Annotated in this window: 14 protein-coding genes; 6 read left to right on the top strand and 8 right to left on the bottom strand. The window is 73.6% G+C overall.

Features of this window, described 5'->3' with window-relative positions:
- The first annotated feature begins 75 nt into the window (after positions 1-75).
- Positions 76-513, top strand: a complete 438-nt coding sequence (locus CRP27_RS05715) for a PTS sugar transporter subunit IIA (protein ID WP_079236519.1) — start codon at positions 76-78, stop codon at positions 511-513.
- A complete protein-coding gene (locus CRP27_RS05710) occupies positions 510-1,667 on the top strand; it encodes a mannitol-1-phosphate 5-dehydrogenase (protein ID WP_097179787.1) in 1,158 nt (385 codons plus the stop codon). The genes CRP27_RS05715 and CRP27_RS05710 overlap by 4 nt, the downstream gene beginning before the upstream one ends.
- Before the next feature lie 180 nt (positions 1,668-1,847).
- Here CRP27_RS05710 and CRP27_RS05705 read toward each other — a convergent pair whose 3' ends face one another.
- From CRP27_RS05705 to CRP27_RS05670, 8 genes are read right to left on the bottom strand one after another with little or no spacing between them, the layout of a single operon-like run.
- The gene (locus CRP27_RS05705; RefSeq protein ID WP_141399698.1) at positions 1,848-2,456 is read right to left on the bottom strand and encodes a hypothetical protein; all 609 of its coding nucleotides are present in this window, start codon (positions 2,454-2,456) and stop codon (positions 1,848-1,850) included.
- Positions 2,453-2,800: a hypothetical protein gene (locus CRP27_RS05700; RefSeq protein ID WP_097179785.1), complete on the bottom strand. Its 348-nt coding sequence runs from the start codon at positions 2,798-2,800 to the stop codon at positions 2,453-2,455. The genes CRP27_RS05705 and CRP27_RS05700 overlap by 4 nt, the downstream gene beginning before the upstream one ends.
- Positions 2,790-6,818 (bottom strand): type VII secretion protein EccCa, encoded by a 4,029-nt coding sequence (gene eccCa / locus CRP27_RS05695; RefSeq protein ID WP_097179784.1) that lies wholly within the window; start codon positions 6,816-6,818, stop codon positions 2,790-2,792. Before eccCa ends, CRP27_RS05700 begins: the two co-directional genes overlap by 11 nt.
- On the bottom strand, positions 6,815-7,669 hold the full coding sequence (locus tag CRP27_RS05690) for a hypothetical protein (RefSeq protein ID WP_097179783.1): 855 nt from the start codon (positions 7,667-7,669) through the stop codon (positions 6,815-6,817). Before CRP27_RS05690 ends, eccCa begins: the two co-directional genes overlap by 4 nt.
- A gap of 2 nt (positions 7,670-7,671) precedes the next feature.
- The gene (locus CRP27_RS05685; protein ID WP_176505480.1) at positions 7,672-9,039 is read right to left on the bottom strand and encodes an EsaB/YukD family protein; all 1,368 of its coding nucleotides are present in this window, start codon (positions 9,037-9,039) and stop codon (positions 7,672-7,674) included.
- Positions 9,036-9,278 carry a hypothetical protein gene (locus CRP27_RS05680; protein WP_097179781.1) on the bottom strand — a complete coding sequence of 81 codons (243 nt, stop codon included), beginning with the start codon at positions 9,276-9,278 and terminating at the stop codon, positions 9,036-9,038. The genes CRP27_RS05685 and CRP27_RS05680 overlap by 4 nt, the downstream gene beginning before the upstream one ends.
- On the bottom strand, positions 9,262-10,371 hold the full coding sequence (locus CRP27_RS05675) for a DUF6177 family protein (RefSeq protein WP_097179780.1): 1,110 nt from the start codon (positions 10,369-10,371) through the stop codon (positions 9,262-9,264). The genes CRP27_RS05680 and CRP27_RS05675 overlap by 17 nt, the downstream gene beginning before the upstream one ends.
- Positions 10,368-11,462: an FHA domain-containing protein gene (locus CRP27_RS05670; RefSeq protein ID WP_097179779.1), complete on the bottom strand. Its 1,095-nt coding sequence runs from the start codon at positions 11,460-11,462 to the stop codon at positions 10,368-10,370. Before CRP27_RS05670 ends, CRP27_RS05675 begins: the two co-directional genes overlap by 4 nt.
- 131 nt (positions 11,463-11,593) lie before the next feature.
- Between CRP27_RS05670 and CRP27_RS05665 the strand changes: the two genes are divergently transcribed.
- Genes CRP27_RS05665 through CRP27_RS05650 form a run of 4 tightly spaced genes read left to right on the top strand, consistent with a single transcriptional unit; the run spans position 11,594 to position 14,748 of the window.
- A complete protein-coding gene (locus tag CRP27_RS05665) occupies positions 11,594-11,929 on the top strand; it encodes a WXG100 family type VII secretion target (RefSeq protein ID WP_079236509.1) in 336 nt (111 codons plus the stop codon).
- 29 nt (positions 11,930-11,958) lie between these two features.
- The gene (locus tag CRP27_RS05660; protein ID WP_079236508.1) at positions 11,959-12,276 is read left to right on the top strand and encodes a pore-forming ESAT-6 family protein; all 318 of its coding nucleotides are present in this window, start codon (positions 11,959-11,961) and stop codon (positions 12,274-12,276) included.
- A 1-nt stretch (position 12,277) separates the two neighbouring features.
- Positions 12,278-12,661, top strand: a complete 384-nt coding sequence (locus tag CRP27_RS05655) for a DUF6507 family protein (protein ID WP_092095530.1) — start codon at positions 12,278-12,280, stop codon at positions 12,659-12,661.
- Between the two features lie 29 nt (positions 12,662-12,690).
- Positions 12,691-14,748, top strand: a complete 2,058-nt coding sequence (locus tag CRP27_RS05650; protein WP_097179778.1) for a hypothetical protein — start codon at positions 12,691-12,693, stop codon at positions 14,746-14,748.
- Positions 14,749-14,755 lie beyond the last annotated feature (7 nt).

Below are 14,755 nucleotides of genomic sequence, written 5' to 3'. Positions count from 1 at the left end.
ATCGGAGGGGACGGGCCGCGGCCCGTCCCCTCCACCACGTCCACGACGCCACGTCACGAAGCAAGGAGAACCCCGATGCCCGTCCTGCAGGAGAGCCAGATCCGGATCCACACCGAGGACACCGCGCCGACCAAGTCGGAGGCGATGAAGGAGGCGGCCGAGATCCTCGAGGCTGCGGGCGCGGTCACGGCGGACTACTACCCGGCGATGCTCGAGCGTGAGAAGAGCGTGTCCACCTACATGGGCAACTTCCTCGCGATCCCGCACGGCACGAACGACGCGAAGGACGCCATCAAGTCCTCCGCGCTGTCGTTCATCCGCTACGCGAGCCCGATCGACTGGGACGGCAACCCGGTGCGCTTCGTCGTCGGCATCGCGGGCGTGAACAACGAGCACCTCGACATCCTGTCGAAGATCGCGATCGTGTTCTCCGACGAGGACGAGGTCCAGAAGCTGACCGACGCACCGGACACCGCCGCGATCCTGTCGATCCTCGGCGAGGTCAACGAGTGAGCACCCCCACCGCCGTCCACTTCGGCGCCGGCAACATCGGCCGTGGCTTCGTCGGACTGCTCCTGCACGAGGCCGGCTACGAGGTCGTCTTCGCCGACGTCGCCGCGCCCCTCATCGACGCGCTGGCCGCTGCCGACTCGTACACCGTGCACGAGGTCGGCGCGAACGCCCGCGACCACGAGGTCACGAACTTCCGCGCCCTGAACAGTGCGCAGGACGAAGCGGCCGTCGTCGCCGAGATCGCCACCGCGTCGATCGTGACGTGCGCGGTCGGGCCGAACGTCCTGAAGTTCATCGCGCCGGTGATCGCCGCCGCGCTCCAGCAGCGCGACGCCGGTGCCCCGCCGATCGCCGTGATGGCCTGCGAGAACGCCCTCAACGCCACGGACCGCCTGCGCGAGTTCATCGTCGAGGCGCTCCCGACCGACGTCCGCGACCAGGCCCTCTCCAAGGCCGTCTTCGCGAACACCGCGGTGGACCGCATCGTCCCGGCACAGCCCGAGGGCGCCGGCCTCGACGTCACGGTGGAGACCTACTTCGAGTGGGCCATCGACCGCACCCCGTTCGGTGGCACCGAGCCGGAGATCCCCGGCGCGCACTACGTCGACGGTCTCGCTGCGTCCATCGAGCGGAAGCTGTTCACGGTCAACACGGGCCACGCCACGGTCGCGTACCACGGCTTCCTCGCCGGGGCGGACAAGATCTCCGACGCGATCGCGATCCCCGCGGTCCGCTCCGAGCTCGAGTCGGTGCTCGCCGAGACGAGCGACCTGCTGGTCCGCCGGCACGAGCTCGACCCCGAGGTGCACCGCGCCTACGTGCAGGCGATCATCGGTCGCTTCGAGAACCCGCACCTGCCCGACACGGTGACGCGCGTCGGCCGGCAGCCGCTGCGGAAGCTCTCCCGCGACGAGCGTTTCGTGTCGCCCGCTGCCGCCCTCGCCGAGGACGGCACCGAGCCCACGGCGCTGCTCGACGCGATGGGGGCGGCGCTCCGCTTCGACGTCGCGGACGACGAGCAGAGCGTCGAGCTGCAGGCGCTGCTGCGCTCCGACCGGAGCGACGCGGCCGTCGCGACGGAGATCACCGGCCTCGACGAGCAGCACCCGCTGCACGCCGCGTTCGCGGACCGGGTGCGTTCCGCCCGCGCCTAGCGTTCCCACCTGACGGACGGGAGGCGCGGTGCCAGCTGGCACCGCGCCTCCCGTCCGTCTGCGCTGCGGTCGCGAGACGCCGCTCCGGTCGCGAGACGCCGCTGCGGTCGCGAGACGCCGCGCCATCCGGCGGCGTCTCGCGGGCCGGGCGGTGTCTCGTGCACGCAACGGCGTGCCGCCTCACCAGCCGAGGGCCGCCAGCAGCTCCGACACCGTCCTGATCGTGGCGCGGCCGAGGCCGGCCACCTCGATGCGGCCGGGTCGGCTCAGCGCCCGGTCGGCGCGGAGCACGACGACCCCGGCGACTCCCGCGTCCCGCACCACACGCGTGTCCACCGCGGTCGGCTTCGCCGCGCGGTCCACGAGCGCGACCACGGAACGCCCGAGCAGCGTCGGGTCGGGCTCGTGCGCGATCGACGCGAGTGCGGCGCGCACGTCGGCGGCCCCGTCGTCGGTCGCTCGGCCGACGACGACGAGGCAGTTCTCCGGAGTCGCTGCCAGCGCCGCGGCCGGGCCGACGTGCGCCCCCATGTCGTGCAGGGTCAGCCGCGTGGTCGCGGGCTCGAGCGAGGGCAGCCGGGCGGCGAGCTCGCCGCCCGAGTGGTCGGTCGCCTGCACGACCACGCCGAGTCGCCCGCCGATCGCGTCCGCCAGGAGCGCCGCGACCGTGGTCGTCCCGGTGCCGCCGGCGACGCCCGTGACGATGACCGTCCGGGCACGCTGCAGGGCCGCGCGCCGTGAACCCGGCATCGGGGGGAGGGGAGCCGAGGTCGGTGGGATGTCGCTCACGAACCGTCCTCCACGAGGACCTGGGCGCCGAGCGCTGCGGCGAACGCCCGGGCGATGTCGACGCCGACGTCGCCGGCGGGTCCCCACGGTGCCCACGCCTCGGTCCACCACACCGGGCCGTCGACGGACGCCCACGGAGCAAGCCGGGCGACCTCGGCGGTGTTCTCGACGAGCTCGGGCACCTGGACGCTGAGCACGGCGGAGCCCCGACGGTCGACGACCTCGGTCACCGCGCCACCCTCGAGGGTCCGGACGCGCAGGTCGGGCGCGATGTCGGCACCGGCGTCGACGAACGCGGCGAGCTCGGGCGCGCTCGTGGACAGGATGAGGAGGTCACGGGGCATCGACGGCTCCCTTCGGGTCGAGGACGGTCGTCTGGCCCGCGGCGTCGGAGCGTGCGGGCTGGGTCGTCGGCGCCGCGGCGAAGTGGGCCACCTGCACGATGCGCGGCGCGGTGCCGCGGCGGACGAGTCGGCCACGGCCGGGCGGGAACTGCTCGGCGTAGACCTTCGGGAAGACCTGGCCCTCTGATCGTTCGCCGCTCAGGACGAGGCCGGTGGCGCCGGAGTCGCGGATGGACTGGATCACGGTGTCGTACATCGCTCGCGCGGCACCGGCGACCGGACGTGTGAGGACGACGTGCAGGCCGAGGTCGCGCGCGGACGGCAGGTACGGCATGAGCGGCGCGAGCGGGTCGGTGCCGGCCGAGGCGACGATGTCGTAGTCGTCGACGAGGACGACGATGCGCGGCCGTGGTCCGGTCGAGGTGCCGGCGGCCCGCTGCTCGAGTTCGGCCGCGATCGCCGCTGCGAGCCCGCGGGCGTCCCGACCGTTCGCGGCGTGCCCGCCGAGGAAGTCGTCCGGGGTGCCCGCAGCGGCACCACCGCGGACGTCCATGAACGCGAGGACGAGCTCGTCCGGCGTCGACCGTTCCATGAACCCGGCCGCGAGACCCCGGAGGAGCGCCGTCTTGCCGCTCGCGGTGTCGCCGAACACGAGCAGGTGCTGGTCGACCGCGGGGTCGAACGCCACGAAGTCCATCGTGTCCTGTCGCAGGGCGAACGGCACGGTGTCGGGCGAGACGAGCGGGTCGGGCAGCTCGGCGGGGTCGAACGACTCCGGGAGCAGCCGGATCGGAGCTGCCGCGGGGCCGCCCCAGCTGTCCGCGACCCGCTGGGCGAGGGCCGCGAGCTCGTCGCCGACGGCCCCGTCCTCGACGTCGTCGAGCACCGGCAGCGCGACCTGGCCGAACAGCTCGTCGCCGGTCAGCACCCGGCCCGGCTCGCCGGACTTCAGGGTGGCCGCCGCCGCGCGGGCGATCGTGGAGTCGGCCGGGTCGTTCAGCCGCAGCTCGAAGCGCTGCCCGATGAGCGGTTGGTTCGCGAGCCGCAGCTCGTTCCACCGGGTGAGCGCCACGACGACGTGGATGCCGAAGCTGCCACCCCGCTGGAGCAGGTCGCCGAAGGCGTCCTCGAGCTCCTCGAACTCGGTGCGCATCACGCCGAAGCCGTCGATGAGCAGGACGACGTCGGCGGACCCCAGCTCGGGCACCCGTCCGGCGGCGTGGCGGCTCCGCAGCATCGCGAGCGAGTCGATGCCGTGGTCGCGGAACACCCGCTCGCGCAGCCGGATCATCGCCTGCAGCTCCTCGACCAGGCGCAGCAGACGGTTCCGGTCCGCCCGGGTCGCGACGCCACCGACGTGCGGGAAGCCCTCGATGCGGCCGAGCCCTCCGCCGGCCAGGTCCATGCCGTACACGCTCACCTGGCGCGGTGTCGTGGTGAGCGCGATCGACGCTGCGACCGAGCGCAGGAAGGTGGTCCGACCGGAACCCGGCGCACCGATGACCGCGACGTGTCCGCCGCCCTGCGTGAGGTCGAGCATCCACGGGCGCTGCCGCTGGCGTGCGGGGTCGTCGAGCAGTCCGATCGGAACCGTGATGCCGGTCGGGTCGGCATCGGCGTTCGGGTCGAGCACAGCACCGAGCGCCAGACGGGTGGGCAGCGGCGGGAGCCACACCGGCGTCGTCGCCCGGTCACCGCGGCCGAGCCGTTCGACCGCCTCGTCGACCACGCTCCGACCGACGTCGGGGGACTCGAGCGTCGCCTCGCCGGGTTCGTCGTCCTCGGACGCGAGCGTGTTGTACACCGGCAGCTCGAACGGCTCCGGTGCGGTGTCGGTGGTCGTCGGTGCCACGGCCGAGGCGGGGGTGGCGTCCTCGATCGGGCCGGACACGTAGCCGGAGCGGAACCGGGTGTAGACGCTCGTGTCGACCTTGAGGTAGCCGTACCCGGGGACCGCGGGCAGGTGGAACGCGTCCCCGGTGTCCAGGACGACCTGGCTCTCGGCCTCGGAGAACGTGCGGAGACCGAGCCGGTACGACAGGTAGGTGTCGAGGCCACGCAGCTTGCCGGCCTCGATCCGCTGGCTGGACAGCAGCAGGTGCACGCCGATCGAGCGGCCGATGCGACCGATCATGAGCAGGAGGTCGACGAACTCGGGTTCCGCCGTGAGCAGTTCGCCGAACTCGTCGATGACGAGCACGAGGTGCGGCATCGGCGGCAGCTCGGGTCGGTGCGTGCGGAGCTCCCGGTAGTGCGTGATCGACGGGGCGGCCCCGGCGTCGCGGAGCATCTCCTGGCGGCGGCGGACCTCGCCCGCGATCGACGCCCGGGCACGGCGGGTGAGCTGCGGGTCGTCGGCGAGGTTGTCGATGAGCCCGGCGACGTGCGGCAGCCGGGCGAACGGGGCGAACGCGGCACCGCCCTTGTAGTCGACGAGGATCATCGCGAGGTCCTCCGGCGGGTGCGACACCGCGAGGCCGAGCACGAGCGTGCGGAGCATCTCGCTCTTGCCGGAACCGGTGGCGCCGATGCAGATGCCGTGCGGCCCCATGCCGAGCTGCGCCGACTCCTTGAGGTCGAGCAGCAGCGGGGCGCCGAAGTCGTCGACACCGATCGGCACGCGGAGGAAGTCGCGCGGTGCCCGGGGACGCCAGGTCCGGTCGGGGTCGATCGTCGTGACGTCCGCGACCCCGAGCAGGTCGGTGACGCCGATCGCGGCTGACGACTCGGCGCGTTCCTCGGCGTCGGCGGACAGCCGCAGGGGAGCGAGTGCGCGGGCGACGGCGGTGACGAGCGTCGGGGCGACCGGGTCGCAGACGGCGGCCTGCACCGGGGCGGGCTCGCCCTCGGCCACGTCGCGCGCGTCGACGATCTCGAGCAGGGTGCGCCCGGGCTGCTCCGACCGTGCCGTCACGCGCACCCGCACGTCCGACGGCTCGTGCAGGCGGTCCGCGACGAGGTGCACCACCGTGATCCGGAGGTCCTCCGGCCGGGTCTCGCCCTCGGGCAGCGCGAGCGGGACGGCCACGCTGCCGTGCTCGTCGGCGAACACCACGAGCCGCGGGAGGTCGCTCCGCTTCCCGGAGTCGCCCGACCGCCGCCACATCGCCGCCGTCCGGGCGCGCTCACCGAGTTCCCCGGCGAGGGTGCGGGCGAGCGTCGGGACGTCCTCGGCCACGCGGCGAGCGCGCAGCGGGCCGTCGAAGGTCCGGTCCATCCGGGCGTGCGGGAGCAGGTCGAACCAGTCCCAGTCGTCCGCGCGGTCAGCGGGGAAGGCGGCCGCGAGGTGCAGGTCCTCCGGGGCGTGCATCGCCGCGAGCTGGGCGACGAGGGCGCGGGCGACGTCGAGCACGGCCGCTCGGTCGCCCACGACCGAGACGTCACCGGCGTCGTCGAGTCGGATCGTGATCGGCATCGCGTGGACGGTGCCGTAGTGCTCGGCCACCTGCTCGAGCTCGGCGAGCATCAGCGGGTCGAGGGGCTGCACGGGGTTCTGGTCCGGCGGCACCGTGAGGTCGAGCCAGGCGACGTCGCCCGAGCCGACCCGGACGCGCAGGAAGTCGGTGTGTGCGCGACGCCGCTCCCACAGCCGTGCCGGGTCGCCGACGAGCCGCGGCAGGGTGTCCGGAGCCGGGTCGACGTGTTCGGCGCGTTCGCGCACTGCCGTCGTCCGGGCACGGAGGTCGCCGCGGAGCTCCTCGAGGTAGTCGAGGTACCGCTCGCGCTGGGTGCGACGGTTGCGCACGGCGTTCCCGCGCTGGGTGAACGCCATGCCGAGGCCACCGACGAGGGCGACCACGAACACGAGCGCCGCGACGACCATGAGCACGGGGTTGTTGCCGCGCAGCACGACCATCATCACGACGGACGAGATCGCACCGACCACGGGCAGCAGGGACTGCAGCGGGATCCCGCCGCTCGGGCCCTCGGGCAGCTGGGGCGGCGGGGCGAGCTGCTCGGCGTCGGGACGGACGAGCGGCGTGGAGACCCGTGCGGGTCGGTGCACGATGCGGTTCACCGGGCCACCTCCGGTGCCGGTCGGTCGACGCGGCGGTCGACGGCGGCGTCGACGAGCGCCGCGGTGAGCTGGATGAGGGCGATGCGCGAGGCCGTCGGACGGTCGCCGCCGCGGGTGACGCTCGGGTCGCTCGGGACCGGGTGCACCGCGTGGCCCGGCCACTCCGCGGCGGTGCGGGCCGCGCGGAGCCCGGTGCCGGTGGTGTCGACGGGGACCACGAGCACGCGCGACCCTGGTGCGTGCCGACGGATGGCGTCGGCGTGCGCCACGCCCTCCTCGACCGAGGGGCGGTCCGGTCCGGTGACGAGCGCGACGACGTGCGCGTCCGCGGCGACGGCACCGAGGTCCACGAAGGGGCTGCGGGACCCCCAGTCGCCGACGACGACGTCGAAGAAGCGCGCGATCGGGTCCACCGCGTCGGTCCAGTCGGCGGGTGCTGCTTGGCGACTCGGGAGGCGCGGGTCGCCGATCCGGAGCACGTGCAGTCCCGAGCTGGTCACCGCGAGACCGTCGGTCGCGTCCCACGAGGTCCGCGCGGCACTGCGGCGTTCGGACGGTGGCGTCGGTCCGGTGCGGTCGGCACCGGCGTGGGTCGCGAACGACCGCAGCCCGGCGGCGCCGTCCACCCCGAGGACCCGTCCGGCCCGGCGTCGTGCCAGCACCGTGGCGACGGCCGCAGCGGTCGCCGAGCACCCCGTCCCGCCGCGCAGCGAGGCGAAGGCGATGCGCCGACTCGTGGGGACGCCCTGCCGGATCGCCCGGTGCGCGTCGTCGAGCTCGCGCGCCCCGCCGGCCACGCTGCCGAAGAACGCCCGTCCGAGTGCGGGTACCACGTCGTCGAAGAGCCGCATCGTCAGAACGTCTCCAGCAGTGCGGCGAACAGCCCGAACGTGCCGAGCAGCAGCGGCAGGGTCACGACGACCGCGATGGTCTCGAGCACGTTGCCGAGCGATCGCAGCCGGGCACGCTGGTGCGCAGCGGGTCGGACGCCGGCGAGCAGGGCCCCGACCACACCGAGCCCGGCGAGCATCCCGAGCACCTGCACGGGGGCGGTGGCGGCGTGCCCGACGAGTCCGAGCACCGCGGCGAGGACGACCGCGCTCCAGAGCAGGACGCCCTGCAGGGTCAGTGGGAACGCTCGGGTGCGGAGCGCGGCCACGACGACGACGGCGGTGCCGAGGCCGATCGCCCACGGGTCCTGATCGGCGACGAGGGCGGCACCGGCGATGGCGATCGGAGCCGCGACGGCCGCCGTGGTCCAGTCGAGTGCCCGGTACGCGTCGTCGAGGGCGGTCACCACGCGGTCGCGGGCGACGGGGTCGCCACCGCTGACCCGGTCGTCGAGTCCGGTGAGCCCCGCGGACGACATCGCCGCGGACGGCAGGAGCCCGCACACCACGATCGCGGCGACGGCCACCACGCCCCAGCCGGCGGCCTCCGGAGCCGGGGTCAGCCAGGTGACCATGCCGAGCAGGGGCAGGACGACACCGACGACGGCGGCGGTGCCGATGGTCCGGGTGCGCTGCCCGACGCCGAGCCCGACGCCGAGCGCGATCCACGCCCAGACGAGCACGACTGCGGCGATCATCGCGGGCTGGTCGCCGTCGCGGCCGAGCACCGGACCGACCGCCAGACCGATCGGCAGGGCGAGCCCGGTGGCCGCTGCCGTGAGGGCGATGCCCGTCCAGCGGGCTCCGGCGCGTCCGGCGACGAGGGCCGCGAGCGCGAGGACGACGCCGCTGCCGACGAGCACGGACGGCAGCAGGGCGGGGGAGACGTCGCCGCCGTCGAACGCAGCACGCACCGACGCGACCGTGAACGCCGCGACGACCAGGGTCCCGACGACCGAGGCGGTCGCACCGACGGCACCGGCGGCGACGGCTTGTCGTGCGGCGGTGCCCCAGCCGTCCGAGCGGCGACCGAGCGAGTCGGCGACGGCGTCGGTGACGTCGGAGACCTCGGGCGGCGGCGGGGCGTCGGCGCGGCGCACGAGGTGCAGGACCTCGCCGTCGGCGATCTCCTGCGTGGCGGCGTCGGCGGCGAGCGAGACCTCTTCGCCCGTGACCCGCACGAGTGCGACCGGGTGCGCGCTGTCCGCGATCGGCTCGTCGAGGATGTCCACCAGTCGCGGCAGCAGCCCGGCGAACGGTTCGTCGGACGCGACGACGACGTCGGCGCGACGGCCGGCGCCGACCACGGTCACGCGGGTGAAGTCGGTCACTTGGTCTCCTGTTGCTGTTGCTGCTGGGCCGCCTGCTGGGCGAGCGCGTTCGTCACGAACGAGTAGCCGAGGCACCCGACGCCGACGACCGCGGCGAGGACGACGCTCCCGATGAACCGCTTCACGTTGTCGTTGACGACCCGGCGGTCGGCGAGCCGTCCGAGGACGAACGCCTGCCGGAGCCGTCGTCGGTGTGTCGAGACGCTCTCCAGCAGGATCGAGTCACTGTTCCGTGGCACGCTGCACCTGTTCCCTCGTCGCCTCGTCCATCCCCACCGCGTCCGCCACCCGGTCACGACCGATGTGGGAGAGCACGGCCGCGAGCTCCTCGACGGGGTCGCGGTCCCGGTGCCGTCCGAACGGCAGCACGAGTGCCGGGATGCGCGGGCGTCCCGCGACCACCGCACCGAACCGGTCGTGCATCGCCCCGGGGTCGAGCCCGAGCTGTCGCACCGACGGCGCACCGAGCAGCATCGCGACCGGGACCGGCGGGAGCGCCATCCGCGGGGCCTGGGCCAGGTCGGCACGGCCCGGGCGGCGGAGCACCAGGGCGAAGAGCGGGAGCTGGGCCGCGGCGAGACGCCCGAGCACCTGTGGCACGGCTGCGACCCGCACCGACGCCGCGGCGTCGCCGGGGGCTCCGACCGACAGCAGCCCGGTGGTGAGCTCCTCGACGCCGTGCTCGGTCCGCTGTGCCGTGATCGTCACCGCGAGCGGCGCGGCGGGCGACCCCACCGCGAGCAGTCTGGTCGGGTCGGGCATCCGCTCGCGGGCCGCCTCGGTGAACGCGCGACGGTCCCAGGCACGACTCGCCGGCTCGTGCGTGCCCCACCCGGTCGGGGCGGCGCCGGCGAGCTCGACGGCGAGCAACTCGGTCGTCGTGCCGAGCACGGTCTCGGCGCTCGCACGGTGCCGGACGGAAGCCGAGACGACGAGCTGGTCCGCGGTCGCGGGCTCCGGACGGAGGTGTCCCACGGCGACGTCCTCGACCGTGGTCGGCGGCCCGAGCAGCACCGCGTCGGTGAACGCCTCGAGCCGCCGCCCGTCGAGTCCGTTGCGCAGCCCGTCGTCACCGCGGACCACCCACGCTCCGCCGGCGTCGACGAGTGCCTGTCGGAACGCCTCGGTGACGACGGACAGCCCGTCGGTGACGAGGATCGGGCGGGCACCCTCGGTCGACGCGGTCCGGAGCAGGTCCACCTGGGCGCGGCCGAGGCGGACGATGCCGGCGCGGCTCTCGATGCGGATGGTGCCCCCGCCAGCCGAGTCGACGAGCGGGTGCTTCGCGGTCGGGCGGTCGTCGTGCGCCCGCGCCGGTCGGAACAGGTTCACGCGGCGGCTCCGACCCGGTCGACGACGAACGCGTGGTCGCCGATGCGGACGGTGGATCCGGCGGCGACGCGCAGGTCGATGCCGGGGACGAGGTCCTCGAAGGAGGCGTCCGGACGGACCACCGACGTGCCGTTCGTCGAACCGAGGTCCCGCAGCAGCACGGCACCGGCCGTCTGGACGAGCGCGACGTGGGTCTTCGACAGCGTGCGGGAGAGGTCGGGCACCGCGACGGTGGCGACGCCCGGTTCCGCCTCCGGGTTGCGGCCGACGACGCAGGTACCGCGGAACCAGTGCAGCGCGCCGGAGTCGAAGCGGAGCACGACGGCGTCCGCCGGGACGGACTCGTCGGCGACGGGTGCGGTGGGCGGCGGCACGGCCGCGAAACCGGCGTCGGGTACGGAACCGACGGGTGCGGAGCCGACCCCGGACCGACGGGTGGCGTCGAGGCCGACCGGTGCCGCGCCTCCAGGCAGGGGAGCGGACCCGGGACGGACACCCGCCGACGCGGCCGCACCGAAGGCGGTGCCGAGCGCCGGGGCGGCGGGGGAGAGCGGTTCACGACCGGTGCGCAGCGCGGCGGTCAGGGTGCCGGTCGCAGCCGCCCACGGGCCGGAACCGGCGGGACGGGGGTGCTGTCCGCGCAGGCGCGACAGCTGACGCACCGGCCCTGCGGGCAGGGCGTCCTCGACGTCGACGACACGGGTCCCGGTGACGAGACCGCCCGGTCCACGACCCGTCCTGGAGGCGCGGATCGCCACGATCACGGCCGTCACGACCAGGCCGGTCACCGCACCGGCGATCGCGGTGCCGAGTGGGTCGGACGAGGGCACGGCCCGGTGGGCGAGGAAGAGGAGGCCGGCACCGGCCGCGGCACCGAGCAGGCAGACGACGACGTCGACGAGTCGCGCCAGCGCGATCGCACCGGCGCCCGCCACCGCGACGTCACGGAGGGCGTCGTACTCCGACGATGCGACGGTCCGGCCGAGGAGCGCGCCGCAGTCCGTGCAGAACCGCTGTCCCTGCGTGGACGGCGCACCGCAGCGTCCGCAGGTCATGACCGGAACGACGGTCTCGACCACGATCGACGACATGCCTCACCTCCCATCGGCACGTCCGATCATGTCAGAAGCGGGGCGTGACGCGTGTCGCCATCGTGGTCTAGGCTGCTCTCGTTCGCTGTCACCCGTACTGGGGTGGGGGGAAGAGACAGAGAGGATGAGCGATGAAGTTCGCAATGGGGGCACAGGTCCTCACCAACCTGACCAAGCAGACGTCCGGCGCTTCCGGTGACCTGGGGACCCTGGTCCGGAAGCTCGCCGACTCGGCCGAGCCGCTGCAGGGCCGCTTCAACGGTGCCGGTCGCGCGGCGTTCGACCGCTTCAAGTCCGAGACGGACACCATCGCCAACGAGCTGAACGGTGCGCTGGCGAGCGTCCTCCAGGGCATCTCGGGCATGGACCGCTCGTTCCAGGAAGGCGACCAGGACATGGCGCAGTCCACGAGCTCGCTCGAGGGCAGCTCCAACTTCGACGCGGCCCGCTTCAGCGGTCGCGCCTGACGGATCTTCGGGGAGAGGGAGAACACACCATGAGCGGTGGCAACCAGGCAGACCGTCGCGACTACGACGTCGCGGCGTCGCAGAACGCGCAGGACAACTTCAACGCCGTCGCGGCCCAGCTCGAGGCGCTCATCGCGCAGCGAGACTCGGACGTGAAGGCCGCGATGGCCGACTACCAGGCTGACGGCGTCTCGGACGACTACCACGCCAAGGAGCAGCGGTGGAACACCGTCGCGGGCGAGGTCAAGCAGATCATCGCCACGCTGCGTGCGTCGCTGCAGTCGAACGACGAGTCGGCGCAGTCCGCGATCAGCAAGGCGAAGTCGGCCGTCGGCAACATCGGCTGACGTGGTCGACGGCTGGCGGGTCGACCCCGCGGGTGTGCAGAACGTCCTGACGGCGGTCTCGGACCGGACGATCACCATGTCCACCGCCCTCGGCGGGTCGGAGGACGGCTCCGTCCAGGGCGTGGACACGATCGTGCAGGACGCGGCGACCGCCGCGCAGTCGCAGGTCATCGGTGAGGCGATCGCCGGGTTCTTCGAGCACCGGAAGGCGACCCTGACGGGCATCCAGAACCGGGTCCGCGCGTCGCTGCTCGGTGCCTCGGGGGCGACCCAGGCCGTCATCGACGGTGACGACGAGATGGCCGCGACCACGCAGGCCAACGCGGTCGCTGCGGCGACGAGCGGGAACTTCTCGGCGTTCGACGGCGCTCCGGGCGCGAACTAGCAGCAGGCAGCAGGGGGAGTGCGGCAACGATGAGTGGGCTCGTCAACGTCGGGGAGATCCCGTACACGGACGTCGACACGTCCGGGATCACCGCTGGGGCGGGCAAGCTCCGGACGGTGGCGTCGGCGGTGCGTGACGGGACGGCGGACATCCACAGTGCGTGGACGCCGATCTCGCACTCGTACGAGGGTCCGGGGGACCAGGACCTGTACGACGCGATGACGCCGATCGTGCCGCAGGGCACGGCGTTCGGTGACGACCTGGACACGGTGGCGAAGGCGCTCGACGACTTCGTGACCGAGGTCACGCCGATCGTCGCGAAGCTCAAGACGTACGTCACCCGCGGGAACACCCTGCACGCCGACGTCAAGCAGCACGACGGCGCGTGGGACGAGGACGAGACCCTCAACGGCGAGAACAACGACATCATCAACGGTGTCGCCAACCAGGTCGTCGCCTACCAGGCCGCCGAGCGGAAGTGCGCGAACACGATCCGCGGGCTCTCGGGACTGGCGCCGCTGCACGCGATGACCGGCGACGACCCGGACGACAAGCTCGGCTACGGGTACAACGAACTCCCGATGGGCACGGAACTGCCCTGGGGGACCGCCGAGGCCCGCAGGGAGAGCTGCGGCGAGAAGACGCTGTACTTCGTGCCGAACCTGCTCAAGGGCGTCGTCGTCGACGGCATCTGGGGCACGGTCCAGGGCCTCGGCATGCTCGTCGGGATCGATGGCACCGGCTGGCACCTCGACACCCTCACGGACTCGTGGAAGGGCATGGGGTCGCTCATCGGCTACAACGCCGCGGACGACTCCTGGAGCTGGGGCAACGCCGGCGAGGCCTGGAAGGGCCTCGGCAAGGCGACCGTCGGCTGGGACGAGTGGGCGAAGGACCCGGGCACCGCAGCCGGCCAGGCGATCTGGGGCGTCGGCTCGCTGCTCATCCCGGTCGCCGGCGAGGTCGGCAAGGTCGGTGCACTCGGCAAGGTGGGCGAGGTCGCGGGGACCGTCGGCAAGGCGGGCAAGTTCCTCGACCTCGTCGACGCGGGGGCCTGGGCCTCGAAGGGCCTGACGTCGGTGCTCCCGAAGCTCGGGGACCTGAAGGGGATCGTCTCCGCCGGACTCGGTGACTCGCTGCACGGCTTCACCGGCAAGATCGCCGACTTCAAGACCGGGCTCGGGGACTTCGTGCACGGCCACCACGGCGGCGACGCCGAGGTCCCGCCGGCACGGTCGGAGTCGGGCGCCGATGCGAACGCGCACGCGCACGCCGGTGGTTCGACGGTCGAGGCGCCGCCGGTGCGCGAGCCGGAGCTCGTCGGTGCCGGCGGGCACGGTGAGAGCACGACGACGCACGGTGGCTCGGAGTCCGAGTCGACCGGTGGCCACGGCGGCGGCCACGGGTCGACCGGGCACGGCGGTAGCGACGGAGCATCGGGGCACGGCGGCGACGGCGCGTCCGGGCACGGCGGCGACGGCGCATCGGGGCACGGCGGCGACGGGACGGCACCCGGGCACGAGTCCGGTGGCGACACCCCTGCGGGCGGCGGCGCTCCCGGCGAGCAGCACGGCGGCGACCAGCCGACGTCAGGCAGCGGCGACGGCGGTGGCGACAACCCCCACGTCACTCCTGACTGGATGCCTGAGGTCAAGAGCGGAGTGCGCTTCTTCGGGGCGGAGCAGCTGCAGTACTTCGAGCGCGCGAACGCCACCCTCGGCCGGCCGGGCGACGCGATGTTCATGATGCCGGAGGCGGACGCCGCCAAGGTGACGGATGCGCTGAGCGCCAGCATCGAGTCGGGCATGGCCCCGTCGGCGATGAAGGCATGGCAGACCGGCGGCGACGTGTTCGGCGTCGTCGTGCCCGTCGACGGGCTCGCCGCGCGACTCCCGACGTTCGCCGACGCCGGTGGGTGGGAGCACTTCGTCCCGGGCGGACACACCGCGGTCAAGATCGGTGGCGAGTTCTTCATCAACGAGACTCGCGAGTTCGTCGTCGAGGGCGGCATCCCGATGCCGGCCGGCTCGGTCGTGTTCAAGCTCCTCGACGGCGGGCACTGGGAGCCCATCCTCATCTATGGTTGATCCGCGA

Origin of the sequence: Curtobacterium sp. 314Chir4.1 (genome assembly GCF_900215175.1) — a bacterium.
Lineage (GTDB): Bacteria > Actinomycetota > Actinomycetes > Actinomycetales > Microbacteriaceae > Curtobacterium > Curtobacterium pusillum_A.
This window is presented reverse-complemented; position numbering and strand designations above follow the sequence as displayed.